General features: G+C 38.0%; 25 protein-coding genes. 13 read left to right on the top strand and 12 right to left on the bottom strand.

Features of this window, described 5'->3' with window-relative positions:
• Positions 1 to 16: 16 nt before the first annotated feature.
• The 4 genes from E3D81_RS10540 to E3D81_RS10525 all read right to left on the bottom strand — a co-directional run bounded on the left by E3D81_RS10540 (position 17) and on the right by E3D81_RS10525 (position 3,798).
• Positions 17 to 1,084, bottom strand: a complete 1,068-nt coding sequence (locus E3D81_RS10540) for a permease prefix domain 1-containing protein (RefSeq protein WP_134777338.1) — start codon at positions 1,082 to 1,084, stop codon at positions 17 to 19.
• Positions 1,060 to 1,401, bottom strand: a complete 342-nt coding sequence (locus E3D81_RS10535; protein WP_134777337.1) for a PadR family transcriptional regulator — start codon at positions 1,399 to 1,401, stop codon at positions 1,060 to 1,062. Before E3D81_RS10535 ends, E3D81_RS10540 begins: the two co-directional genes overlap by 25 nt.
• 22 nt (positions 1,402 to 1,423) lie before the next feature.
• Positions 1,424 to 1,981, bottom strand: coding sequence for a dihydrofolate reductase family protein (locus E3D81_RS10530; RefSeq protein ID WP_134777336.1), 558 nt, complete (start codon positions 1,979 to 1,981; stop codon positions 1,424 to 1,426).
• A 92-nt stretch (positions 1,982 to 2,073) separates the two neighbouring features.
• Positions 2,074 to 3,798 (bottom strand): S41 family peptidase, encoded by a 1,725-nt coding sequence (locus E3D81_RS10525; RefSeq protein WP_134777335.1) that lies wholly within the window; start codon positions 3,796 to 3,798, stop codon positions 2,074 to 2,076.
• 664 nt (positions 3,799 to 4,462) lie between these two features.
• Between E3D81_RS10525 and E3D81_RS10520 the strand changes: the two genes are divergently transcribed.
• Positions 4,463 to 4,885: a hypothetical protein gene (locus E3D81_RS10520; protein ID WP_245153198.1), complete on the top strand. Its 423-nt coding sequence runs from the start codon at positions 4,463 to 4,465 to the stop codon at positions 4,883 to 4,885.
• Positions 4,886 to 5,092: 207 nt separating this feature from the next.
• On the opposite strand, the gene E3D81_RS10515 is transcribed toward E3D81_RS10520, so the two are convergent.
• Complete coding sequence (locus E3D81_RS10515; RefSeq protein ID WP_134777334.1) at positions 5,093 to 7,006, bottom strand: hypothetical protein; 1,914 nt, start codon at positions 7,004 to 7,006, stop codon at positions 5,093 to 5,095.
• Between the two features lie 367 nt (positions 7,007 to 7,373).
• On the opposite strand from E3D81_RS10515, the gene E3D81_RS10510 reads away from it, so the two are divergent.
• Positions 7,374 to 8,234, top strand: a complete 861-nt coding sequence (locus tag E3D81_RS10510) for a tyrosine-type recombinase/integrase (RefSeq protein WP_207895682.1) — start codon at positions 7,374 to 7,376, stop codon at positions 8,232 to 8,234.
• On the top strand, positions 8,213 to 9,310 hold the full coding sequence (locus E3D81_RS10505; RefSeq protein ID WP_134777323.1) for an IS91 family transposase: 1,098 nt from the start codon (positions 8,213 to 8,215) through the stop codon (positions 9,308 to 9,310). Before E3D81_RS10510 ends, E3D81_RS10505 begins: the two co-directional genes overlap by 22 nt.
• A 233-nt stretch (positions 9,311 to 9,543) precedes the next feature.
• Here the strand turns inward: E3D81_RS10505 and E3D81_RS10500 are convergent, their stop codons facing one another.
• From E3D81_RS10500 to E3D81_RS10490, 5 genes are all read right to left on the bottom strand, one after another.
• Entirely contained in the window at positions 9,544 to 10,047 is a 504-nt protein-coding gene (locus E3D81_RS10500) for a DUF3298 and DUF4163 domain-containing protein (protein WP_134778430.1), read from the bottom strand.
• Between the two features lie 170 nt (positions 10,048 to 10,217).
• The gene (locus E3D81_RS17225) at positions 10,218 to 10,439 is read right to left on the bottom strand and encodes a hypothetical protein (RefSeq protein WP_167554274.1); all 222 of its coding nucleotides are present in this window, start codon (positions 10,437 to 10,439) and stop codon (positions 10,218 to 10,220) included.
• Positions 10,440 to 10,486: 47 nt separating this feature from the next.
• Complete coding sequence (locus E3D81_RS10495) at positions 10,487 to 11,290, bottom strand: IS3 family transposase (protein WP_209023051.1); 804 nt, start codon at positions 11,288 to 11,290, stop codon at positions 10,487 to 10,489.
• 20 nt (positions 11,291 to 11,310) lie between these two features.
• Entirely contained in the window at positions 11,311 to 11,577 is a 267-nt protein-coding gene (locus E3D81_RS17390) for a transposase (protein WP_185218669.1), read from the bottom strand.
• A 57-nt stretch (positions 11,578 to 11,634) separates the two neighbouring features.
• Positions 11,635 to 11,961 carry a toll/interleukin-1 receptor domain-containing protein gene (locus E3D81_RS10490; protein WP_134777333.1) on the bottom strand — a complete coding sequence of 109 codons (327 nt, stop codon included), beginning with the start codon at positions 11,959 to 11,961 and terminating at the stop codon, positions 11,635 to 11,637.
• A gap of 202 nt (positions 11,962 to 12,163) precedes the next feature.
• Here E3D81_RS10490 and E3D81_RS10485 point away from each other — a divergent pair, with 202 nt between their 5' ends.
• From E3D81_RS10485 to E3D81_RS10440, 10 genes are all read left to right on the top strand, one after another.
• Complete coding sequence (locus tag E3D81_RS10485) at positions 12,164 to 13,003, top strand: tyrosine-type recombinase/integrase (RefSeq protein WP_134777332.1); 840 nt, start codon at positions 12,164 to 12,166, stop codon at positions 13,001 to 13,003.
• A gap of 626 nt (positions 13,004 to 13,629) precedes the next feature.
• A complete protein-coding gene (locus E3D81_RS10480; protein WP_002993297.1) occupies positions 13,630 to 14,475 on the top strand; it encodes an RteC domain-containing protein in 846 nt (281 codons plus the stop codon).
• A 262-nt stretch (positions 14,476 to 14,737) separates the two neighbouring features.
• Positions 14,738 to 15,019 carry a helix-turn-helix domain-containing protein gene (locus E3D81_RS10475; RefSeq protein ID WP_002993296.1) on the top strand — a complete coding sequence of 94 codons (282 nt, stop codon included), beginning with the start codon at positions 14,738 to 14,740 and terminating at the stop codon, positions 15,017 to 15,019.
• A gap of 100 nt (positions 15,020 to 15,119) precedes the next feature.
• On the top strand, positions 15,120 to 16,586 hold the full coding sequence (locus tag E3D81_RS10470; protein ID WP_099372377.1) for a DUF3945 domain-containing protein: 1,467 nt from the start codon (positions 15,120 to 15,122) through the stop codon (positions 16,584 to 16,586).
• A gap of 2 nt (positions 16,587 to 16,588) precedes the next feature.
• Complete coding sequence (locus E3D81_RS10465) at positions 16,589 to 18,673, top strand: type IA DNA topoisomerase (protein WP_134777331.1); 2,085 nt, start codon at positions 16,589 to 16,591, stop codon at positions 18,671 to 18,673.
• Positions 18,670 to 19,563, top strand: a complete 894-nt coding sequence (locus E3D81_RS10460) for an ORF6N domain-containing protein (protein ID WP_002993291.1) — start codon at positions 18,670 to 18,672, stop codon at positions 19,561 to 19,563. Before E3D81_RS10465 ends, E3D81_RS10460 begins: the two co-directional genes overlap by 4 nt.
• 335 nt (positions 19,564 to 19,898) lie before the next feature.
• Entirely contained in the window at positions 19,899 to 20,843 is a 945-nt protein-coding gene (locus E3D81_RS10455) for an AraC family transcriptional regulator (protein ID WP_099372376.1), read from the top strand.
• 144 nt (positions 20,844 to 20,987) lie between these two features.
• Positions 20,988 to 21,515: a MauE/DoxX family redox-associated membrane protein gene (locus tag E3D81_RS10450; protein WP_002993285.1), complete on the top strand. Its 528-nt coding sequence runs from the start codon at positions 20,988 to 20,990 to the stop codon at positions 21,513 to 21,515.
• A 4-nt stretch (positions 21,516 to 21,519) separates the two neighbouring features.
• Positions 21,520 to 21,834 carry a hypothetical protein gene (locus E3D81_RS10445; protein ID WP_003010122.1) on the top strand — a complete coding sequence of 105 codons (315 nt, stop codon included), beginning with the start codon at positions 21,520 to 21,522 and terminating at the stop codon, positions 21,832 to 21,834.
• A 134-nt stretch (positions 21,835 to 21,968) separates the two neighbouring features.
• Positions 21,969 to 22,283 (top strand): hypothetical protein, encoded by a 315-nt coding sequence (locus E3D81_RS10440; protein WP_002993282.1) that lies wholly within the window; start codon positions 21,969 to 21,971, stop codon positions 22,281 to 22,283.
• A 30-nt stretch (positions 22,284 to 22,313) separates the two neighbouring features.
• On the opposite strand, the gene E3D81_RS10435 is transcribed toward E3D81_RS10440, so the two are convergent.
• Together E3D81_RS10435 and E3D81_RS10430 are read right to left on the bottom strand one after the other, a co-directional pair.
• A complete protein-coding gene (locus E3D81_RS10435; protein ID WP_094280395.1) occupies positions 22,314 to 23,663 on the bottom strand; it encodes a RagB/SusD family nutrient uptake outer membrane protein in 1,350 nt (449 codons plus the stop codon).
• 12 nt (positions 23,664 to 23,675) lie between these two features.
• Positions 23,676 to 26,870, bottom strand: coding sequence for a SusC/RagA family TonB-linked outer membrane protein (locus E3D81_RS10430; RefSeq protein ID WP_245153197.1), 3,195 nt, complete (start codon positions 26,868 to 26,870; stop codon positions 23,676 to 23,678).
• Positions 26,871 to 26,875: the final 5 nt, after the last annotated feature.

Genomic DNA, 26,875 nt, shown 5'->3' with positions numbered 1-26,875 from the left:
ATTTGATGGCTGATTATTAATTGATGACCGATTGTTCCATTTCGGTTGGTTTCATTTTTATTCCCAATAATGCCCCAATAATTACACCCAAGACCAAGCTGGACACGAAATAGCCGGTTAGGCTAATTCCTCTATCAATATCCGCCATGATCCCTACTGACGTTTCCAAAACAAATCCAATAATAGAGAAGGTAATTAGATTTTTGATAAGGTTACCTTTTACGTTATAATACGAGATTAAAAAAGATCCTAAAAGGTATATAAAACCAAAAATAAGACCATTTGAAATGATTTCTAAATTATTAAAGATTCGGGTAGAAGACGCTAATAATTCCGTTGCAAAACCAAAGATCAACAGCAATAAAATGGACGGTTTAGCCAACAACGATTTTAAACTGATATGACCTACGTTTTTTAGGCTAAAGATAATACTGAGAGCTCCTAAACCCAGACTCACTCCCAATAAATAGAGACTAAACTCGACATAATCATTATCAAATTTATAGATTGGATATCTCAAAGCATCTATCATTTGAAAATTCAGTTGCCTTGGAATGAAAATCGTCATAGCCAATGGAATAAAAGCCAATAACACTGTTTTAATCGGATTAATATCCACTTGTCTTTCCAAAAAGCGGGAGATGTTATGCTTTTTCTTTACAAGATAGAAAATCAACACTATTAAGGCAATATGGAATAGAACAACCATTACAGAAGAAACAGCCGATGTATGATAATTTTTGAAAACAAGTAGGTAAAAACCTCCTCCTAATAGTCGTAGAAAAGTCCATCCTACTGCCAATAATGCTACACCCAAAAACAAATAAGCCCATAGCTTATTGGTTTGGACACTTGGATTTACCTTACTATATTCATTTGTCAATATTTCCGTATCGCCTAAGCGGTGGCGGGCAACCATAAATGCTTCTTCGGGATTTAATCCATTGGATTTCAATTCTTCGAAGGCATCATACAAATGCGCCTTTAATTCAGCGAGATCTGAATCGGTGGTATTTCCCTTTTGCTGAATGAGCAGGATATGATTGGCAATTGCCTGATCTAAATTGAAATCGGTTTTTCCCATAATTGATGTATTAAATCATTGATAAAATTCCATTGTTCATATTGATTGTCTAGTTCTTTTCTACCCTTCTCGGTCAATTGGTAATATCTTCTTGGTCGACCGGAATCTAAATTCTTCCATTCGCCAAGGATCCATTCCTTTGACTCCATTTTTTTTAACACAGGGTATAACGTGCCTTCAGCCACAGAAAGTTCTGATCCTGTTTTTTCCTTCAAAAGTTGGATGATTTGATATCCATAGCTTTCTTGTCTTTTCAAAATCAGCAGGACGAGTGGTGCCAAGGCACTTGCCATTAATTCTTTACTAAGTTCTTTCACAGAACAATTATACTTAGAAGTTCTAAGTATTCAAAATAATTTTGGAATAATAATGAATAACCGCCCCAGAATTAAATCTTTTTATATGTTGAAGAGTAAAATCCGTCCTACTATTAATATTCTCAAATAATTGTAAGCCGGATCCTGCAATGATGGGAAAAATGCAGAGTTGGAATTCGTCAATTAAATTTAAGTTGAGCAATTGTATGATCAAACTTCGGCTACCGACCAAAATAACCTCGCTACCTTGTTCTTTTAGATTGATAACTTGATCGTACAATGTAGTATTTGCTAATTTCGCGGAATCCCAGCCAGTTGACAACATGGTATTGGAAAAAACTATTTTTGGAATTTTATCGATGGATTCAGCAAAATCATTTCTAGATTTAACATCTGAAGGCTCATCAATCAAATTTTGCCAATATTTCATAAGTTCAAATGTCTTTCTGCCATAAAGGATTACATCTGCACGCTTTAATAGATCAGCATAATGCTCGTGTACTTCTTGATCCGGATTAGGGATTCTATGATCACAATTTCCATCAATGGTCATATTGAATGCAGCAATGATTTTTCCCATATTCTTTTTTATTTCTAATGTAGGTATGTATTAAGGAATTCGGATTGCCATATGGCAAGAAATATTCCTGCGAAATAAGCTGATCGGTTACATTAAAGCTGATTCTTAATTATTTCAAAAATTCGATCCTCGGGTATAAGGAAATCAGCATCCGTGCATGGGATATGCTGATCTATCCTCAGCCCCTTTTTCTGGGTTTGATCATTGTTGGGATAAAAAATGGCATTTCCTGTAAATTCCAATTGATATCCTCCAGGAAGCATCAACCTTTTGATATCACCATCTGCTCCCGCTGTTTGTTGACCTATCGTAATCGATTGAGGAAAAATATGCTGTAGATTCATCGTGTTCCATTCGCTGGCACTTAATGTTTCTTCATTGACCAAGATGAATATTTTTCCTTTATATTGGTGCGATTTGAGTTTTTGATTGGCAGGGAAATAGGTGTCGGGGTTTTGAACATAGGAAAAAGTGCCAATATTGCCCAAATTCTGTTGGTAGTATTTCCCAAAATAATTGCTTTTTTGACCGAAATACTTGTATACATAGGTATATACAAATCCTCCCCAATCAGGATAGGCTCGCATATCAAAAACAATGGCTTTTTTTGATGCTGCATTCGTGAAAAGGCTGTCCATCGTTGAATCGATTTTATTATCCTCGACATCTTCAATAAAGGAAAAGGTCTGGTCAATTCTGAAATAGGAAATATCAGGATGATTTAATTTCCGATTGTTTTTTAATTGTATTTTCCCCCTTAGATAGGAAAGAATAACCTCCAATTCTGCCTTATTAGCTGGATTTACAAGAGCCAATTGAGTCTGAATGATCTCTGAATGCCCTGCCTTTTGAACTGTGAGGTTTTTAATGGTATCATCATCCATCCACAGCAGATTTTGCTGATAATCCGATAAACGGAATAACAAACCTGCCCTATTGGATGTAGAAAGTAATTTGCTCTTTTCCAGGATGATTTCAGGGATTGACTGGCCATTTATTGCCTTTATTCTGTCCCCAACAGCAATATTTGCTTTTGCACAGATTTCAGAGATGATAATGTGGGTGACCAAAACATAATCATCTAGGATTTGATAATCAAAGGGTGCAAAATATGAAGTGTGGTAGATTTCCTTTTTATGATGAAGCTGGTTATAGAATTTATAGGAATGGGTATCTTCCAAAAGTGCTACCGCTTTAGCAAGGACAGTTTCAAATGCTTTTCTAGAATCTGCAATTAGGGATTCATCAATTAAACTCTTCAATGTTTCAGTAGAATGCTCATCCATTAAATATTTATGTGGATATAGATAATCTATTGCTCCAATTATCTTAGCTAACGCCAGTAGTCTGAATTTCAAGGGAAGATTCTCCTCTTTAGAAAAATTATAAGCCTTTTCATGAGGGATTTCAAGGGTAAAACCATCTTTCGGAACATAGTAATGTTGTTCTCCGTTAAATCTTTTTCTATGAATATTTTGAAGGATTTTTTTATTCTTAGTAGTGATGTTAGAATTCTTTTCAAACCAATCAAAATTATGATTATCATCAATTACATCCGATGGTGAATTACTCTTTTTTGTAGAATTAACATTATTATTCAATCCTTTTGTTAGCAAAGAAATAGTCTGGTTGATATTTAAATTTTTGCTTTCAATATGGTTTAAGAAAAGGCTGTCAGCATCCAGCTTACCACTTGCCAAATCAGGATGATAATATTTAAGGAAATTCCAAACTTTTATAAAATCAAAAATCGGATTTTCTTTCGCGTGTAATTGTTGAAGGAAGAATAGGCATATAATTAGGAAGATTTTTCTCATTGTTTATTGGCTAGTGCTTGAAAGTAACCTAAAAATACGTGATAAATTATTAGGGAACAATTTAAAGTGTTTTAATATAATAGTTAGGTCTAAATAGTTCCTTGAATTTTATAAATTGAATTCGAAATGTACTAGAGATGGAAATAATGTATAGAGAAAAAACGGGGTTTGGAAAGTCCCTCTATTAGGACTCTTTTGGGTATAGTTCGCTTCGGAGTAAAAGCATACTGAAAGTATACTAAAAGTATGTAAAATGTATGCTTTACATACTTACTTTATACTTTGATCCTGCTTTAAACATACTTAAGGCACGATTACAGCCCTAAAACAAACATATTTTGAATGGAAAGGTTAGATACTGTTTAGAGAAAATGGATAATAAATGTTAAAGATGAATAGAAGCCGACCATTTTTGTCGAGTGCGGCAAATGTGGTTTTGGATTTATTGTGCTCTGCAACCAACGTTGTCTTTACCGAACCATTTTATCGTTGGGAATCATGTGTTAAGGGACATGAAGTTCCCTAAGCTCAATATCTTGCATCCAATATGATTTGGTGAATATATGGAAAAATGGGCCTAAAAGCCACCTCGTTTTTGACTACTGTCACGAAATTCCGCTTACGAAATTGCTCACATCTTGATTGATATTTTTTGGGCTTTAATATGATCCCTAATAAACACCCCCAAACTATCGGTATGATCCATAAATTGGTTGATAAGGAAAAAGAAATTGTTTTAAAGCTCGCTGAAATTCCTAATCGGGTCAATGTAAAACATCATTATGGGATTGACCTGAAATCCACGCCTGTCATTATTGTCATGATAGTATTGTCGGTCATTATTTCATTGGGCATAGGCACACTATACGAAAAAAGTAGACAACTGGATGATAGAAAGTCATACGAAATGCGCTACCGTATGATGGAATTGGAGTTACCAAATATTACATCGCATTTTGACTCCACATACACACTTGATCCCAATAAATTCCATGATCTAGTAATTAAAAGAGAAGAGGAAAATAAATTATTAAACAGCATAGACCGAAAACGTCGGGAGATTAAGAACTTAAACAATTCTGAATAACGGTCCGCGGCTTGACGATAGTGCGGGATAAATTGGACGGAAGGTTCAATTTAGCACGGACGTGAGCCAATGCTGTGAGCCGTTGGCTAAATTAAGAAAAAAAGTCAATGCTCACAGCATTGGCGGCTAAAAAGCACAGATGTTCAGTTTTGCACTTCTGCCCGCATTTCGCCAAACCGATGTTATAGGGCGTTTTTCTTTCACATTTCATTTGGTTAAAGGTTTTTTCGTTGGTTTTATAGATCCTGGAATTCCGACTCCTGTTCTTGTATAGTATGTCTCGATTTCGTCTTTATAGTTTACAATGTGGATTAATTCATCCTCTTTTTCTTGTCCTAAGGGAAACCTGTTTTCAAAATAAAAACCAAGAATATCAATCTCGTCCATAAACTCAATGTCATTTCTATCATACAATGCTATCCTGTGAGTGAGATATTCTTTAAATTCATCTTCACTTTGTATTAAGTCTGCAAAAATCATAAGGTCGTAGAGCGATACAATCCAAGTCCATTTAAAATCAGGACTTAATACTCCTGAATTGATTAAATATTTCAGATTTGCAGAGATTGAGGAAAAGTGCTCAAAAGTTACAGAGATTTTAAAATATGATTTGATTTTGCTTTTGTCTATTGACATTGTTTTTCTTGTTCCACCTTCAACATATTCAAAGGTCGGATTAGGATTATCCTGAATATATTTTAATGCTCTGTGGCATTGGTAAGAACCTTCATTGATTGTTTCTTCAAGTCTATCTTTAAGACCTTTAATAGCTCCACGTCTGTGTTTTGTATTTAATTCTCCTGCTTTAACTTCAATAATATAAACCGTGTCATTAGAAACTCCGAGAATATCTAATTCTGTTTTTTTGTTTTGACCATTTTCAACAACATGATATTCTAATGAATGAAAGAATTGAGCTGTTGGCAAGAGTTTCTCAAACTGTTTCTTAGTTTTTTGCTCAATATAATTATCACGTGAGTTAGAGTTACTATTCCCTTTAAAAGAATTGTCGTAAAAGACAGCATCAGCTGATTTAATTAATTCTTCTGTTATTTTGAAAATATTTCTAAACGCTAAATTCATAGAAAAATGATAATATTTATCATTCTCCTTTAATAGCGGTTTAAGATTTATTAGCGTATCGTTTAGTGGAAAACCTTTAAATTTTGGAGGTTGAAAGAAAACGTCATTATCACCAAACTGAATAGATAGTTTATTGAAAATCAGTTGTTCTTTTGCGGTTTGGGGAATGACCCAAAAAACTTTTTCATAACTTTCTACTCTGTTAAGATGATGGGATACAACACTGTCGGGTGCTTGATCATCGTATAAATCTGGATTCGCTTCTGTGAATTGTCTGATGAAATGCTTACCTGTTTTCATCATTGTTTCCATTATTAATTCTTCTCCAACTTCTTCCATCCATTCTGTCAATCGCTTGTGCGATTGTGTCGCTCCAAATGGATTGCCAACTTTTGAATAAACTAAGGTGTCTAGTTTTAATATTGTGTTGTAAATGTCTTTAGAATCAAATCCATAATACTGTTGAAGAAAACCGTCAAATGGCTGAAATATTTCCTGATAAAGTTCTTGAATATGAATATGATAACCATCTCCACGGACGTTTATAGTGTCCTGCATTATATTGGTTCTGAGCCAATGGTCAAATTCGTTCCCACCAACTGGATTTTCAGCAGATAGTTCCCAAAAATTGATATTGGATTTAATTTTAGAAAGCTGTTGATAAATTTCTTCTATGTCATCTTGCGTTGGGATAACTCCTTTATTTGAATTCGGTGTTGCTGTGGCAAGGTTCATAACATACTCCAAAAGAATTTCTATTTCGTCATCTTCATTAATAAGTTCATCTTCTTGGATTTCGTGCTTGTCAGGACCATTATAAGTAGCTAAGAATTGATTGTAAAAGGTAGGAGTTGATTTGATAAGTCTTGCCCCAAGTCCGCCTATTACACATATTTTGTCGAATTGGTTAATAAGGTTGATGGCTGTTTCGATTTCATTCTTTATCCAATCGAAATAGCGAGGTCTGTCTTCTCTTGCTTTTTCAATAGCATATCTGTATTGTTCTTTTATGTCGTCTGGAATGTTGATTGTATGCATTGTCGTCCTTTAAAATGCCCTATAACGAGCCGCGGCTTGGCGAAGTGCGGGCTTGAATTGAGCGAAAGTTCAATTCGGACCAATACGTAGCCAAAGCTGTGAGCCTTTTGGTAAATTTAATAAAAAAACAAAAGCAAACAGCTTTTGGCGGATGAAAAGGCGAGAAGTTCAATTTTGCACTTAATCCCGCATTTTGCCAAGCCGATGTTGAACTAAACCTCCGGTAGCCTTTCTATCGTCTATAAATCATAGCTTTATAGGTGAATTAAATATACTATTATGGTAACAAAAAAAAGAACCGGAGGATTTACGGTACAATAAATTTCTCCATCGCGCCTGTCGTGAAGTTACAGGATTCGAATCACTGTTGCAACGATTTGAGCGTAATATTTCAGTCTTAGGCCGTAGTAAACGTACCTTCGAATGCTATAGCCGTCATGTGGCTGCGATGGCATTACATTTTGGATGTCTTCCCACTGAGATAGATGCTGAACAAGTTCAAGACTACCTTTATCACTTGCAGCAAAGAAGCAAAAGTCCATCTCAAACGTATTTTAAGCACACTGTCTATGGTCTTCGATTTCTATTAAAAACCGAAAATCTTCCGTACGACCATCTTCATCTCCCGTCTATTTCCAAAGAGAAAAAGCTTCCTGTTATCTTGAGTCGGGAAGAGATTTGGCGTATGCTTCAACAAGCGGATTTACTTAAACATCGTTTATTGATTGGATTAATTTATGGCTGTGGTCTGCGTTGTATGGAAGTACGTAATCTAGCCTTAAAACATCTTGATTTTGATCGTAAGCTCCTTCATATTGTTCAAAGTAAAGGCAAAAAAGACCGCTATGTTCCACTTTCTGAGCACCTTATTAGAGGGTTAAAAAGTTATATTTCAGCAGAACATCCTACTACCTTTTTATTCACAGGCAATAGCAAAGAAGGCAAAGGTTTTGATTCGCGTTATAGCCAGCGTGGCGTTCAATGGGTTGTCAAAACCGTTTGTAAAAAGGCCGGCATCCTCAAGGAGGTACATACCCATACGCTACGGCACAGCTATGCTACGCATTTGTTAGAAGATGGTGTGAATATTCTACAAGTTCAAAAGCTTCTGGGGCATGAACGGGTGGAGAGTACGATGGAATACCTTCATGTTTGTCAGTTAGCCCAACAAAAAGTCCATAGTCCTCTTGATATCGTTTTTTCTTTATGCAGCCGCACTGGGAAGTAGCCGATGTGCTAGGAAAAGTAGATTTATCCCATCAAAACTTTACGGTTCACCAAGAGAAAACACTAAGAGCTTTAACATTATGTAGAACAGCCGCTTTGGGAGGTCATGTTGATGCATGTGATTCTTGTGGGAACATAAGTATTAGTTACAACAGTTGTCGAAATCGTCATTGTCCGAAATGTCAAGGTCATAAACGTGAAGAATGGATTCAAGCTCGAGAGCAAGATTTATTGCCTTGTTCGTACTATCATTTGGTTTTCACTTTGCCCGATACGCTTAATGGTTTGGCCATCTCACATCCGCATATCATTTACCGCCTGTTGTTTGAAACCACTTGGTCTACCTTATCACAGTTTGGTAAAACCAAAGGATTACAATCGGGTATGATTTCCATTCTGCACACTTGGGGACAAAATCTGAGTTTACATCCGCATTTGCACTGTATTGTTCCAGGTGGAGGTATCGATGAAAATGGGAAGTGGAGAGGTAAAATTAAAGCTGATAAATATATGTTTTCAGTGCTAGCATTGAGTAAAGTCTTTCGGGCTAAATATGTGGCGTTATTGCGTAAAGAGAAACTCACCAACTCTGCTATTAACCAGAGTTTGTTTGAAAAGAATTGGGTAGTGTATGCTAAACGACCATTTGGTGGCCCCAAGCAAGTGATAGAATACTTAGGACGGTATACACATAAGGTAGCTATCAGTAATCATCGGATAAAAAGCGTAAGCCATCAAGAAGTTACGATTAACTACAAAGACTATAAAGATGGAAGTAAAACCAAGGAACTGAAGTTGAAACATGAAGAATTTGCCCGACGATTTAGCTTGCACATTTTGCCGCGCAGATTTGTTCGTATTCGTCATTACGGTATTTTAAGTAGCCGCTGGAAACGAGGTAAGCTTCAGCAATTACAAGATACGTTAAAAATTACTAGACCCGAAAAAGCAGCCAAAATGCAAAATCTTAAATGTCGCTGTTGTCATGAAGGAAACTTGGTTACGATATTGATTTTTGGAAAGAGAGGTCCACCAAAAGATTACCTTCTTGACCATAAACTTGTCCCTGTAAATTAGCTTTTATGGGTAAGGGAACTTGTGTTCAGAAGTGATGGTAATCAGTATAATGAACTGATTACTAATAGTTAAAACCATAAAAAACAAAAAAGCAGGCCTCCACCTGCTTAAATATCTTCTAACCTAAAAATGAAAACTCCATAAAGATAGGTATCCAGTAACCGGTTCCGTTCAACGGGCTTTCATCTCGAGCCCTACGGGCAAGACGAAAGCTTAGTTATTAACTGCAGTATTTATTTCATTATTTCAATTAATCGTTCCAATTTTGAGGTATTAATTTTCAACTTTAAAAGGTTATTTAAAGGAATATCTATTATTTGAATACCAAATGCGTAAGAAGATACTTGATATTGATTGAATATAATACTTAAGCTATCGCGCGACATAATAACATTATTAAAATTTTCCCATTTTAAGTCTAAACTACCTTCCCAAAATATAGATTTATCTTGCAGTTTAATTTCTTCTTCGGAAATTTCTAAACCTTCATTGTAAATTTTTCTCAATTCTTCATAACAAAAATCTGATATAAATTGCAATACAATTTCGGTATCATCAAATTCAAACAAGTTTTCAATGTTTAGTTGATATGAAGGTGATAAAAAATAATTATGACCAATTACACCTGCATTACCGTGTGCTCCACCAGTATATGAATATACATTTTCAATAAAACTTAATATTGATGTATTTAGAAAATGAATTGAAAAATGATTAGAATAATACCAATTATACATTTCACCGCCTTCGTCACTTTCTAAAAAATGGCTAATATCATTATCAAAAATAAAGGAACGACCAAGTAAGATTCCTTCTGAAGCTTTGCCTGCAACTAATTTATTTATTTCACTAAGTGATTGGTTTTCATTATCAACAAATTGAAAGTAACTACTCTCAATATTTATACTTAGACTTTTTTTTTATATAAAAATTCATCTGAAACCTCTTTCGTTTCGAACGTACGATGTTTATTAACTTGTTTTTGTTGGTAATCTAAATACTTATTTTGTTGAATAGTAAGTGCTTGAAGAATAGAATCAAAAGAATTGTTTTCAAATTCAATCCATTGGAAACTAGATAATAGTGTAACCCTCCCTATTTTCGGACTGGCATCCAGGCGAGTTTTCAAATTTAAAAATAGTTGTTATCAATAGGTCAATCTTTTTTAAAGTTGACCTATTGATAACATGCCGCCGGCAGGGCATCGTATTCCATTGGTGTCTTTCCTCCCAATGACTCATGTGGTCTTTTGTAGTTGTAATCCTGAATCCATTCTTCTGCAAGTATCTGTACTTGCTGTGTATCTTCAAAGAGGTAGGCATCCAGGATACTTTCCCGAAATGTGCGGTTGAAACGTTCAATGTAACCGTTTTGCATCGGCCTGCCTGGTTGAATGTACTGTATCTCTATTTCTTTGCCAGCACACCAATCTCGAAATTCCCTACTGATAAATTCAGGGCCGTTATCCGTACGGAAACGTGAAGGTTTTCCCTGCTCTTTTATGATGCGATCCAATAGATAGGTTACGTTGTTTGCTGGCATACTGTGCGCAACTTCAATAGCGATGGCCCGCCTGTTAAAGTCATCAATGATGTTCAGGGTCCTGAACTTGCGCTTATTGGTCAGTACGTCGCTCATAAAGTCCAGAGACCATGTTTTAAGCGGCCTTTCTGGAATCGATAACGGTTGCTTTACCCGGGCTGGAAGTCGTCTCCTGGTCTTTCTGCGACGGTTCATCCCCAAGAGTTGATACACCCTGCGGATTCGTTTGTAGTTCCACTTCAGTCCCTCATGTCGAATACGTGAATAGTAAAGGTCCTGTCCTTCGGTTGGATACCGATCGGCCAGCTCTCGGAGCTTCGCTATCGTTTCGCTGTCGTCCTTCCTGTTCCTGTAATAATACATCGACTTCGGCAGGTTGACAACCTTGCAGGCCCTGCTGATGCTGATCTGGTGCATAGAAATAACATAAGCAGCCATATCCTTGCGCTGGCAGGGCCTTAGAACTTTTTTGATAGTACGTCCTTGAGGATCTTGTGGTCCAGGGCGAGGTCCGCATACATCTGCTTGAGACGGCGGTTCTCTTCCTCCAGTTCCTTCATACGGCGCAGCTCTTGGCTGTCCATCCCGGAATACTTCTTCTTCCAAGTGTAAAAGGTTGCTTGGTGGACACCCAACTCCCTGCAGATGTCCGAAGTGCTTTTACCCGATTCATGTTGCTTGATCGCAGAAACAATCTGGCTCTCGCTGATTCTTGTCTTTTTCATTGTACTGTTCTAAGTTACGAATTTTCGCGTTTCAGACAGTCCGAATTTTCGGGAGGGTTACAATAGGTCAGGAACATCACATTTGTTTATTTTAATTGGTATTAAATAAATATCATCTTCCAATTTTTCTTCATAATACTTTAATGCAATTTTAAACTCTCTTTGTACATAACCTCTTTTTTGTACAGAGTTGTCTGATAATAATAAAATTACGTAATTGGCATCTCGTAAACCTTTTTTAATTTCAAAATCCCATTCTTGACCAGGAAGTAAATTTTTTTTATCTAGCCAAGGTTTAAAATTATTCTCTGCTAAAAAATCATATAATTTTTCAGCAAATACATAATCTTCTTTAGCATAGCTTATAAATACTTTATCAAACATTTTTATCCGTAAGTTTTTTTAATATTGCAGTTAACATATTCTTTAGCGAAGCTAATATACAAAAATTTCGCCAATCCGCCTCTATAGACGCACTTCGCCTTACAGACCCAAAGACGATATAACAGACTATATTTTAACACATTGACACAACATTAAATACCGTAAAGCGAAACAATTGATATGAATAAATCGTTATCTCTATATGGATAACGAAACTATACTGAAAACATTTGAAAAAAAGCTGACTACGCAAAGATATGCTAACAATACAGTTAAAGCATATAAAGATTATGCCCGTTTATTTCTCAAATATGTTGATAATTATCCCTCTTTAGAATCTATACCAATTACTATTATAGAATCCTTTATAAATGAAAAAGTTCAAAAAGAAAAAATCAGTATTTCCTATCAAAAAGGTTTAGTTGGAGCTATTAAGAAAATTTATGAATTGATACTGAATGAAAAAATTAAACTTGATTACTTATACCCTAAAAGACATTTAAACAAACTGCCAAAATTCTTTTCCAAAGAAGAGATCAGAATACTATTAGATAATACGGAAAACATTAAACATAAGGCCATATTAACAACTATATATAGCTGCGGACTACGCCTTAGTGAGTTACTAAACCTCAAAATAAAAGATATCCGATCATCTGATAAGATGATACGTATCAACCAAAGCAAAGGAAACAAAGACCGAATTGTTTCATTACCTGATAAGTTGCTAGATATTTTACGCGAATATTATCTAATTTATAAACCTAGCGACTATCTTTTTGAAGGAGAAAGAGGAAATCGATATAGTGAAAGAAGTGTTCAGCTTATTTTAAAAAAATCATTATCAATGGCTAAAATCAAAACCGAAGGTACAGTCCATACTTTACGACATTCGTATGCTACACATTTAATTCAGTCCGGTATTGATATTCGAATTGTTCAGGAATTACTAGGTCATGAGAATATCAAGACTACCATGATCTACACACATATCACAGATATTGATAAGAAAAAGACCCCAAGCCCACTAGATTTTTTATAATTTCTAAGATAAACACTATATGAGACTACCCTAATCTAGACTTACCTATCTTAATATTAAGTTGAAAAATAAGTGATTTTTGTCCGAAATATGTCCGAAAATAGAAAAAGCCACTGAATATCAGTGGCTTTTGTCGGGGTGGCAGGACGAATCTGCGCACACTCAAATATCTATATGTCAATATGTTGACTTTCTTTAAAAAGAACTACTCACCGTTTAACTCACATATAATTTGTGATTCAATGTTGCAAATTTAATCATTTAATTTGATTGAGCAATACAATTTGGTGATTTTTGATTTAAACCTCAAAATCACTAAAGCGATTTTTCTGGCTCATTTTTTCAAATAAAAAGATTAACAAGGTTCAAAGTTATATAATAAAGCAATCAGACTTAAAGTCTCTTTATATCCGTTAAATTTGCGTTTACTAAAGGGGCTTTTCAAAGTCATTTCATACTGAATATTTATAAAATAATCTCCACAGTTGGGTGAGATTTATGACAAAAATCTTCCCACAGGTGGGGTGAACTTGGGTAAAGGTATCACTTAATATAATGATGTTTGTGTATTAATTAGGGATAAACTGAATTTTGAAATTCGCTATTGATCACAAAAATTATGGGCTATGCAGCATTCTTTACACACCATTATTTTAGAGATACATAATAAGGAAGATAAGATTTTATCACAGAGCAAAAGGTTGATTGATGAGGCTTATGAAATGACCTTGTATCTACAAGACCTGTTATTTGAGGTCAAGAAATATATTGCTAAAAAGGGCTTTCAAAATGATGGGGAAGAAATAAAATTCTTCCGAACCATCAAACCCCAAATACTTGGAAAACTCATCTACTACAATAAAATTTACCGGATTGAAACGACCTGTCCGGTCAGCAACGGCAAAATGTATTACAGTTACTTTTCGACTCAATTAGCCAATCTTAAAAGAGAGTACATTGAGCATATCTGCAATTCAGATTTTTATAGGTACTATCGTTCGGGGCGTACGGACCGTGACGACACCTATTTCAAAAGAGGCAACATAAATTACCACGACGGTCTGAACAGTATCGTCTTTGAAATTGATCCCGAATTTTCTACTTTCTACGATTACAAGACCGCAAGGATTATCGCCAACGAATTGCTTTATACCTATCTGCTGACGAAAATCAATCCAGATGAAAATCCCGATGCTATTTTACAAAAGCCGGAAAACGCCAAAGATATTTTTTGGACAGAAAGCAAAAACGCACTTGTCGAATTGATATATGCCCTGTATGCTTCGGCAGCAGTTTCGCACGGTAAAACCGGTGTCCGAAAAATCAGTTTGATGTTCCAGATACTTTTTGGCATTACGCTCGGTGACCTGCACCACGCATTCCACAGAATGAAAACCCGAAGCGGTTCCCGAACGGCATTCTTGGACCAGCTTAAAACTTCATTGGAAGAATATATGGATAAAGACCTTTAACCCAATGCAGGTCTTTTGTTCAGGGCAGTGCATTGTTGTGTACTGCTTTTTTGTTTATACCATAAGCCAATGTATGTCAATTGGCAAATGATGGTATAAACCATCTCCTAAATACTCGAAATTCTTTTTAAGCCCTACCAAACAAGGGTTTCTCCCAATTGCAAAAATTTTCAAAAAACAGCCAAACCAATTGGCAGGGCTTGGCTGATAAACACTGCCACGCTTCCCAATTTTGCATGGTGAACATTAAAACTTATCGACTATGAATATTGACAGAATGGAATTTATAGCGTGGATGGAACGCATCATGGACAGGTTTGATATGTTGGGCGACAATATTGACGATTTAAAAAAGAAACGCAATAGCATAGACGGAGAAGAACTGCTCGATAACCAGGACCTGCTGCAAATGTTGAAAATCAGTAACCGTTCCCTGCAACGCTACCGCTCCATAGGTAAACTACCTTACTATACCATTAGCGGAAAACTGTATTACAAGCTATCCGATGTGCACCAGTTTATCAGGGAGAGTTTTAACAAGTAAAACGCCAATGCGTGCCAAATACTGCCTTTGACTGCCACTTCGGGCGATGCAGTAACTGCTTCATTTACTTTCGGCAATAAAACTTTAAACTTTTCAGATTATGAGTGAAGAAAAAGAAACAGAAAACCAACAGGTTGCTTCCGAACAGTTATCGGATATACTTTTAGTGCTGGATAAAGAAAAAATGAAAATCCAAGCTGTAAAAAGTATTGACAAAAGCGGAAAAATGGAAACGGTTGACCCTACGAAGAAGAACCAAAGCGAGTTCATGCGGGTGGATAAACACGGTGATTTCGTGACCAATTTCCTTTCCAATTTTTGGAGGCAGTTAAAAGACCCTACCAAATTTGCTCTTTTCAAAGTTTCGGCTGACGAAGCCGTAGAGAAAGCAAAAGAATTTCAGAATCAGATAAACAATCCAACTGCCGAAGGCAAAAAGAAAATGGAAAAGCATGAAGTGAAAAATGAACCCGAACAAGAGCAAAAACAAGAAAATAAAAATGATATGACAAAAACAGAGACAACCCCGGAAACAAGCGAGTACCGCTTCCAGCCGGAACAGATTGATTGGGAAACAATGAACAATCTCGGATTAAGCAAGGAATACCTTGAGAAAAAGAACCTCCTTGACCCACTATTGAGGGGTTACAAGACCAATGAGCTTGTACCTATAAGCGTTAATCTTGGCGGTGCGGTCGTCCGTACAGATGCCCGCTTGTCTTTACAGTCCACCCCGGAGGGGGACGTTGTGGCAGCGGTACACGGTATCAGGCGTGAACCCAACTTAAACTTTGAGTTTTTCGGACACAAGTTCTCAGACGAGGACAAACAGAACTTACGTCAAACAGGCAATATGGGGCGTGTGGTCGATCTGATAAACTCCAAAACAGGCGAATTGATGCCGTCCATCATTAGTGTGGACCGGCTTACCAATGAGCTGATTGCTTTGAAAACAGATTTCATCAAAATCCCCGATGAGGTTAAAGGTATAAAACTAAATGACGAACAAAAACAAACCTTAGTGGAGGGCAAACCCCTGTTCATTGAGGGAATGATTTCTACAAAAGGTACTCCCTTTGATGCAAACGTACAGTTCAATGCGGATAAACGGTATGTGGAATTTCTGTTTGACCGAAGCAACAATAACAGGCAAACCCAAAACAGCCAACAGGACAATCAGCAAAGCAGGTCGCAGGAAGCCCCGAAAACCTTTAGGGGAAAGGAACTGGAGGATGACCAATACAACAAGTTCAAAGACGGTCAAACAGTTTACATTCCGAATTTGGTCGATAAGAAAGGGCAAACTTATAACGGCTATATCACATTCAACAAGGAAACAGGAAAAACCAACTTTGAGTTTCCCAACCAATACAAGGAACGGATAAAACCTACAGAAGCCCATAAAACGCAGATTGCCGTCAATTCCGAGGGCAAGACCAACGAAGCGACCAAGAATATCAAAGAGCCTCTACAGAAAGGGCAGCAAAGACCGAAAAACGAAAAGCAACAGGAGCAACAGAACAAACCCAAAGCACCTGCAAAATCAAAGGGTAGGAAAGTGAGTTAGGTATGAAAACAATTATCGCAGAAAAACCAAGCGTAGCAAGGGAAATAGCCAGCTTGTTGGGTGTTTCCGAAAAAAAGGACGGTTATCTAACGGGCAATGGCTATTTCGTTACGTGGGCATTCGGACACCTTATCGGTTTGGGAATGCCCGAAGATTATGGGATTTCGGGATTTGACAAGGCTTCCTTGCCGATACTCCCGAATCCGTTTATTTTGACTGTTCGTAAGGTCAAAAAAGACAAAGGTTATACAGTCGATACTGGAGCATTAAAGCAACTGAAAGTCATCAAGGAGCTATTCCATAAAAGCAACAGTATTATCGTAGCTACCGATGCAGGTCGTGAGGGTGAACTTATCTTTCGGTACATTTATGAATATCTGAAATGCCGTAAGCCCTTTCAGCGGCTTTGGATAAGCTCGCTTACTGAAAAAGCAATCAAGCAAGGGTTTGACAGCCTGAAAGACGGTAAAGAATTTGACGGCTTATTTCAGGCTGCACAAGGCAGAAGCCGTGCCGATTGGCTGATCGGCATCAATGCGACACAGGCATTGAGTATAGCCGCTGGCAACGGCATTTATTCGCTGGGCAGGGTGCAAACACCTACATTGGCTTTGATTTGTAAACGCTATCTGGAAAATAAAAATTTCGCTATTAAAAAGTATTGGCAAATTCAGCTATTGCACCGCAAAGAGGATATTGATTTTAAGAGTATCTCAAAAACCAAATGGAACGAACAAAAGCTTGCGGAAGATACATTACGACTGGTCCAAAGACACGGAACCGCAACGGTCATATCTGTGGAAAACAAAAACACCACGGAGCAACCCCCCTTGCTTTTTGATCTCACAGGCTTGCAAAAAGAAGCCAATAAAAAGCTGAACCTGTCGGCAGAGCAAACACTCAATATTGCCCAGAACCTTTATGAAAAGAAATTTATTACCTATCCACGTACCGGAAGCAAATATATACCCGAAGATATGTGGAGTGAGATACCTAATCTTGTAAGAGCGTTACAGGACAATGATAACTTTAAGCAAGCTATTTCTAAATTAAAATGGGGTCGCTTCAATAAACGTGTCGTGAATGACCTGCGTGTAACAGACCACCACGGAATACTCATCACGGACAAAGTGCCGTCTGCACTCAATGCCGACGAAACAAAGGTTTATGATATGATTGCCTTTCGACTGCTCGAAGCTATCTCTCAGCCTTGCATTAAAGAAATAACGGATATAGCATTGGAAGTATCACACTACGATTTTATGCTAAAAGGCTGTAAAGTTTTGGAAGCGGGCTGGCGTTCGATCAAAGGAACATTTTCGGACGAAGATACCGAACCGATACAGGATTTGCCCGAACTGAAAAAAGGCGGTGAATTGAAAATCAAAGAAGCCTCCTGTTTGGAAAAGAAAACAAAACCACCTGTGCTGTTTACCGAAGCCGGACTATTGTCGGCAATGGAAAATGCCGGAAAGGAAATAGCGATTGAAGATGAGCGTAAAGCCTTGCAAGGCATTGGCATTGGAACACCCGCTACAAGAGCGGCAATAATCGAAACGCTTTTTAAGCGGGATTATATCAAGCGTGAAAAGAAATCCCTTGTTCCTACCGAAAAAGGATTGCAGGTTTATGATGCTGTAAAGGACAAAAGAATTGCCGATGTAGCTATGACCGCCGAATGGGAAATGGCTTTGCAGAAGATTGAAAACAACGAGGCAGATGCTATGGATTTTCACCAATCCATGGAAGCCTACGCCTCGGCCGTTACGCAGGAACTGTTGAGCATCAGCATTGCGGGCGAAAAGCAGCACGAACTGACCTGCCAAAAGTGCAAAGCCCATAAACTGCTCATCAGGGATAAGGTGGTCAAATGTCCCGATGAAGCGTGCAACTGGCTTTTGTTCCGCAATATCTGCGGGGTACGGTTGAGCCTTAACGAAGTGGAGAACCTCGTAAACAAAGGAACGACCAGCCTTATCAAAGGGATGAAAAGCAAAGCAGGCAAAAAGTTTGATGCCCGTATCGTACTGAAAGATACCTATGAAACATCGTTTGAATTTGACAACAGCACATATAAAAAGAGATGAACAGCAACGCAATCATAAGCCGAAAGGAAATAGAAAACCTTATCTACACAATACGGGGCAAACAGGTTATGTTGGACAGCGACCTTGCCAAGTTGTACCAGGTCGAAACAAAAAACCTTAACAAAGCCGTAAAAAGAAACATAGAGCGGTTTCCCCAATCATTCTGCTTTCAATTAACAGAAGAAGAAGCTGAAAACTTGAGGTTCCAAATTGGAACCTCAAGTTTAAATTACGGCGGCAGGCGTTACCTGCCCTATGTTTTTGGCGAGCAAGGGGTCGCCATGCTGTCCGCCGTTTTGCGCAGCGAGATAGCTGTAAAGGTCAGCATCGAGATTATGAATGCCTTTGTGGAAATGCGCAGATTGTTAATCGGAAATGCCGCATTGTTCTCCCGGATGGATAAAATCGAACTCAAACAGATTGAAGCGGACGGCAAATTTGAGGAAATCTTTAAGGCTTTGGAAAGCGGGAAGCTGCACAGTGATAAAGGTATTTTCTATGACGGGCAGATATTTGATGCCTATACCTTTGTCGCCGATATTATACGGAGCGCACAAAGGTCAATTATCCTTATAGACAACTATGTGGATGATACGGTGCTAACGCTACTCGGAAAGCGTGGGCAATCCGTATCTGCCACTATTTACACCAAAAATATCAGTAATCAATTACAACTCGATTTACAACGCTACAACAGTCAATATCCGGCTATCAATGTACACGCATTTGCCCATGCCCATGACCGTTTCCTCATTATTGACGGTACGGAACTATACCACATCGGCGCATCACTAAAGGATTTGGGTAGGAAATGGTTTGCCTTTTCCAAAATGAGCGCAGAGGCAAGTAAGATGATTAGTTTACTAAATGGCATATTGCGTGAGGGATAGCAGCGACATCCTTTTGTGGTCCTTTAAGATCCGCAAAAGATATAGCGGATAGCCCGACCCGGTTGCATTTTTGGGTCGTCCTCTGTGCGGTGGTTAAATGCAGACGGTGGCACGCCCCGGTACACTTTCTTTCCCACTTGCTTCAATTGTTTGAAAAAAAATTTTACCCAAGTTCTACCCAACTTGGGTTTTTTATTCATTTGAATGGTTCAGATTTGTATAGCCTATATCAAATTCCATCCGTTTGATTACAGGAACCCCTTACCGTAAAAGTGGAATTGAAGTAAGAGGGCGGAATTTATTAAGGCATCCGATAGGAGAATAAATTACCGCCTATGGAAATACCTTATATCCTAAAAATAGAAAGCGAATTTAAAAGGTGGATAGCCAATCCCAACGACCTCCCGGAGTGGAGCAAATACCCATTACCTTTCGCTGTCCAAAGGCAGGGCTTTACGCTGCCGTATTATGAACTATTGAGCCAGCAAATTAAAAACAGTCCTTTTTTTATAGATTTAGTGCAGCTTAATGTAAGCAACCCTGTTTATATTCCTTTCGACATTCAAGAGCGGCAACTGTACCTTTATTTTATGCTCAAAGGCACATTGTTGTATATGACTGAAAGCCGTAAGCCGATTATAAAAACGCAGCCTAACAGCTTCCTCATGTCCTATTACGATTCGGGCAGGTATTTCGCCTATGCCCAAAAAGGCATGCATATCTGTCTCGTGGTAAGTATTTTGCCTGAATGGATAGAAAGCATGTACCATAACTACCCTAATATCCAAAACGTCCTGCATCGTTTTAATCACGATAACCGCACCTACGACACCATGTACCAATGCAGGATGGACAGGAAGATACACCGATGGCTGTATAAAATATACAGTTATTCACAGACCAATATCGGGGCATTGGATGGCAATCTCCGCAAGTATATCAGCTACCTTCTGGAGCATTACGACACAATGTTAGAAGACCAAAAAGCCGACCTTGCTTATAAAATCAAAGCCTATATCCAGGAACATTATTGTGATAATGCGCTTACCATAAAATTCCTTTCAGAATACTTTTTCGTTACGGAACGTACTTTGCTCAATATCTTCAAACGCCAGTACCACATAAGCGTACAGGATTTTATTACCGAATTGCGCATTTCTCACGCCTTGTTCCTCATCGAAAAACAAGGGAAAGCTATAAAAGACGTATATATGGAAGTTGGCTACACCAATGAACGTCCATTTCGTACTGCTTTAGAGCAATACCTGAAACGCAGGTAACGGAATTTCCCCGAAATTGATAAAATCGGAAAATTTCTTACACAAAGTTGCTCAATATTTACCGATTTTGTCTTTCACACGCTTACGGCTTTGATGAACTTTGTATCAAAGGATGGTGATAACCATCATTAAGATACAAAGACAATGGAAACAGCAGCTACATATCAAAACCAAATCAAAAGAAAACGGATAACACTCAATGTCGTTATTATTCTTTTGCTGCTTCTTTGGATACCCGTAGGCATCGATAAAATAACAGACTTTACAGCGTTTAAAGGAGGCATTCTCCGCCAACCTTTTTCAGATAGCATAGGATATATCCTAATATACTCGCTCCCGGCATTGGAGTTAATAACAGTGCTGGCATTGGTAATGGAAAAGTATCGCAAAGCAGGTCTAATACTATCTACCGTATTAATGACCGCTTTTACAGCATATATCGCTGTGGCTCTTATGGGTGCATGGGAAAAATTACCATGCGGGTGTGGTTCGGTGATAAGTGGTATGAACTGGACACAGCATTTTTTCTTTAATCTCTTTTTCCTTTCCCTAAGCATTTTGGGGCTTTACTTATGGCATAAATTACGAGGTAGCAACGCCGGAGGCGAAGCTACCGAGGGCGCGTCTGCCAAAAGACATATAAAAAAGTATTTTTTAACATCAAAATTTTAAAGCGATGAAAAAATTAAAAATGAACCTATTTGCTGTAGTAGCAATAGCCATTGCAGCTGTAACCATGTCGTTTACCGTGATGAAAAACGCCAGTTTTGCAGGAGAAAAATGGTTTGAGTACACTGATGAAACCGGAGATGGAAATCCCAACAATCCTGAAAATTATATACTCACGCCAAGTGATGGCGCTAATCCGCCTACGTGTCCTGAAGGAAGTGACGAAATCTGTGCGGTTAAGGCTCAACCTGTGATGATTGGTGGTGAAGAACATCCCAATTTAGGTACTGTTATTGACGACAGAGAAAGAAAGCTGCAATAGCTTTTTCAGTAAATAATTTGAAAGAGTGTGAACAAGGATTATCCCATGTTCACACTCTATTTAGAGAATACTTTCGTTAATTAGATTTAATCATCCAAAGGAAAAGACCATTTCTTCAACCTCAAAATTTTAAAATGATGAAAAAAATAAAAAATAACCTATTTGCACTGGCAGCGGTAACCATTGCATCTGTAACAATGTCCTTTTCGGTAATGAAAAACGCCAGTCTTGCTGGAGAAAAATGGTTTGCCTATACAGATGAAACGGGAGATGGTAACATCTCCAACCCAGAAAATTTCGCACTTGTTAATGAAAATGGTAGTACAGCACCTCCGTGTATAACGGGAAATGATATATTGTGTGCTATTAAGGCAAAACCACTCATTGGAGATACTGAACACCCTGATATGAATACAGTTATTTCGTCTATATATACAAGGATAGAATAATAATTATTAGCGGTATTATGCTGAACCTTGTTACCGCTCGTTTTGTTGCATACCGTTGTTAAGTATCACACTATTGGGTATGGGAAAGACATACTTTGGACTGTTTGGCTCTAATGTATAAATCTTTCCATCAATATTTCTTGTTATCGTTTTTGAAAAACGGCTGTCCTTGTTCAATCGTCTTAAATCCGACCACCGTAATCCCCGCCATATTAATTCCTTTCTTCGCTCATCCAAGATAAACCTTAATACAGTTTCATCATTGTCCGAACTGAATGGAATAAATGTGCTGTTATAGCGATTTTTTAATAGTTCGTTTACGGTCTGTAAAGCCGTGGTAATATTTCCTGCTCTTGCTTCACATTCAGCTTTTATCAGATAGATTTCGTTGGTAGAAATTCCGGCAAACCACATTCCTGAATTGCCATCGTAATTTCCCCTAAAGGAATAATAGCCCGCTCTGTTTCTAAAGAAAGCTGTTTTTCTAATATCGTTCGATTCATAAGACTTATATAGGTTGCTATCAATTCTTCCATAGGTAATGCTCATCACCATACGCCCAAAATCGTTAGCATGAAAAATTATTTCTTCATTATAGCGAGGTATCGGGAATGAGGTTGCCGACCCCATTGTTAATGTATTGTAATCAAGTAAAGCATCTGAATAGCTTAAACAAGTGTCTGCGTAAGATAGTGCTTTATCATAGTCTTCCATTGATAAGTATATGCGGGCTAACAGTCCATAGACAGCCTGCTTCGTTGGTGTTGTTTTATATGGGCTATTGACGGATAAAAGTATAACAGCCCTGTTCAAGTCATTGGTAATTTTAGTATAAGTTTCTTCAACCGATGACCTTATAGATTTCTCACCAATATCAGATTTTAACCTTAGTGGAATACCTAAGTCTGTTTGTGCCGTATTTTTCTCATAAGGTTTTGCCCAAAGCTGGGCAACATTGTAAAATGCAAAGGAGCGGAAAAACAAAGCCTCTCCCTCAATTTGGTTTTTTTCTACCGGAACAGGTTCAATTTTCTCCAACTGCTCCAAAATCAAATTGCATGAGTAGATTGCTGCATACATCATCGACCATTCGTTGGTTTCATCATCGTTAAATACATCATCATTCCATGTATAGATGTTTTTTGCTGTTAATGAAGTGAATCTATTCAAATTTTCTGTTTGTACAAATTGATTATCCGTAGCACCATCCTGAATTGAGGGATACCAGCTATTCATTCTCGATGTGTTATACAATAATGCTCTAAGGTCTGCAACCGTGGTCGGTACGACAAGCGATTTATCCGGTTTAACGTCCAAATATTTTTCACATCCTGAAAATGTGATTATTGTAATCAGTAATATTATTATATATCGTGTCATAGTTTCTAAATTTTAAAAGCCTGCTCTTAAACCAAATGAAAAAGTTCTTAGTGGTGATAAATCTCCAAATTCCGGGTCGACGTTATGTTTATCCGCTTTCCATATCGTCCCTAAATTGGTAGCGTACATCAATACCTCCAATCTTTTCAGTTTCCATTTGTTTTCCAATGATTTAATTTGGTAACTAAGGTTGATGTCCTGTAAGCGTATATTGTCTCCCTTTGAAATCAGCACTTCGGCACGTGGATAAAAATAGCCATCCCGATTGTTATTATTCGGATAGACCATTGACGGAATCTGTGTGGTGACTTCATCACCCGGCTTTTGCCATCTTAGACTAAAATCCGAATGCGAACCTGTGCCATTGAATATTGCGTTATAGAACACGCTGTTTCTCCTGAAATAGAACCCTAATTTATAGCTGATATTGAATGAAAGACTTAACCCTTTCCATGAGAACGTATTTCTTAAAGCACCGAAATGTGTAGGAGTGGCGGAGCCATAATAAATCAGTTCTTCTGGTGTGGTTTCGTTGCGGATGGCTGCATAATCTTTGCTTACTTCGCCATGAAGGTAGCCCATAGGGTCGCCTGTTTCGGGGTCAAGACCAGCCCATCGAAATGCAAAAATAGAATAGGCGGGTTTTCCAATGATGGGCGAAATAACCAATCCGCTATTAAGATAATTATTGAGGTCTCTTGTCTCGGCAAGATATTCCGTTATTTTAGTTTTTACGGTACTGTACAGCAAGTCTGTCCGCCATTCAAATGCTTTACGGATATTGACACTATGCAATTGTATATCTATTCCGTTTCCGGTCATGGAAGCCGAATTTCCAAGATAAGTGAACCCTCGGCTACTTAAGGAACCTATTGCACCTGTGGTTTGGTCGATAGGCATATAACCAATAAGGTCGGTATTTTTCTTGTGATAGTATTCAAATGTACCGCTTAAACGTTGTTTTAAAACAGCAAAGTCAAACCCTACATTGAACTGCCCGTTCTTTTCCCAACGAAGATTTTCGTTCGGTGGATTAACTAATACACCATAAGGCGTATTTATTAAATTTCCACCATTGTAATAACGCATTGTGGGCAGAGCCGAAACATTGCGATTGAGGTTACCGCTATAACCGAAAGTCGTCCTTAGCTTCAACAGGTCAAGCCATGTAATATTGATAAACCGTTCATTCGTCAGATGCCAGCTACCACCAACCGACCAAAGTGGGGTAAACCGTTGATTGCTCCTTACTCCAAACAGATTTGAGCCATCTTGTCTTGCACTAATGTTAAGATTATAGCGGTTATCAAACGTATAAGCCCAATTGGTAAAAAAGGATATAAACCTATCGTTAGTTTCGGATGTAAAATATGGATTTGGAATTTTTGCAATTCCACCTGTGGGACTGTACAAAGTATAATCAGTATCGTAATTAACTGCGATAGTCGTCAAAATATGGGGATTATAACCATATTGTGTAGACTGTGTTAGAGTGGTGTTTGCCTGACGAGCCTCTGCTCCAGCAAGACCTGTTAGCTGGTGTTTATCCCAAGTTTTGGAGTAATTCAGTTGTAAACGGAGAGATTGCGACGTGAAGCTGTTTGTTGATTCATTTAAGATATCGCCCAAAGGTATTGGGCGGAATAACGCTCCATCCGTACCAACCTGTGTATAGGTATTTATCCTATCACGGGTATAATAGGATGCCATGCTCCGTATATCTTTTCCTGCTCCCTGTGCGTTTTCATATTGGTATTTGATTTCTACAATCAGCCCTTTGCCAATGTCATAATTCAGCCCTGTATTCAATATCAGGCTGTTTGTTTTCTGCTTATTGTTGATGAGGTTTATTTCGTCCAATGGACGATACGTCCAATCTAATAATCCATTTTGTTTTGTTTCCTGAATATAGTTTGACCGATAATATCGGTCTATTGGTAAAGCGTTTCCATTTTCGTCCGCAATACGGGCATAAGGTAACGAAGAAAAATTGGTAGGTCTTCCTGCGTTTGTGAAGGTATGGGTAAAAAACAAGGCGGCATCCCAACTCAATTTTTTGGAAAGTCGAAACGTATTGTCAGAACGTAGATTATACCGTTTATAACCTCCATCGGTGGTGCTGGTATTGTCATCATAGCCACCAGAAAGATAATAGCTTACATTTTCGCTCTGCCCACTCACGTTTAGGGAATATTGCTGGTTTAGCCCTTTCCTGTAAACGTATTTATTCAATTCCCGACGTATATCGTATTGCGCTAATTCGTTCAGCCCTTGTTGCAATGCGGCATCGGTTAGTAACCCGTGTTTATTTTTATACATTAATTCCACTGCGGGGGATAATGGCACGTAGCCTAACTGCTCATTGGCATCGTAAAAGTTATTGTCAAAAAGCATTTTTTCGACACCTATATAATCCGCAGAAGACATATAAGGCAGTTGCATCATATCCGGCTTTTGAATAAGAGTCATATTGCTGTTAAACGATATGGCAGGCGGCTGGTTCCGTTTGGCTTTCTTGGTCGTTATAACGATTACACCGTTTCCGGCTCTTACGCCCCATATAGAGGCTGCGGTTGCATCCTTTAGAATGGTAATATCTTCCACATCGTTCGGGTTAATATCATTTATATTGCCCTCGTAGGGAAAATTATTCAGTATGATTAATGGTTTCGTATTGGAAAAAATAGTGCTTAGACCTCGTATGCTCAAATTGTTACTGCCTACACCGGGTCTGTTATCAAACATTGCTGAACTGGCAATACCGTCCAACCTGCTCAATACATCGGTAGAGATTTGACGATTAAACAATTCGTTGTCGATATGGTCAAATGACCCTGTGGCTCTTTCTTTGGGTATTTTTTGAATACCCGTGGATACCACTACTTCGCTTAAAGTATTGCTTGCCGGATTTAGGTGCACCGTCAATGGGTTTTGTGGAGCAGCAGAAAGGACAAATGTCGTATCTGCTAATCCAATGTAACTAACACTAACTGCTAAAGGGAATGCTTTATTTGTAAATTCAAAATTTCCGTCTTCATCAGTTTGTACGGTGTTATTCTGACTGCGGTTCAACAATTTGACCGTAGCACCTGCTACGGGCTGACCATTTTCATTATTGACTACCTTACCCCGAATGTTGGATATGTTTTGGGCAATGGTATTGGTAACTGAAAAAAGTATGAGTAAAAAAGTAATTGTTCGTTTCATTGAGT

The sequence above is a fragment of the Sphingobacterium sp. CZ-2 genome, assembly GCF_004526235.1.
Lineage (GTDB): Bacteria > Bacteroidota > Bacteroidia > Sphingobacteriales > Sphingobacteriaceae > Sphingobacterium > Sphingobacterium tenebrionis.
This window is presented reverse-complemented; position numbering and strand designations above follow the sequence as displayed.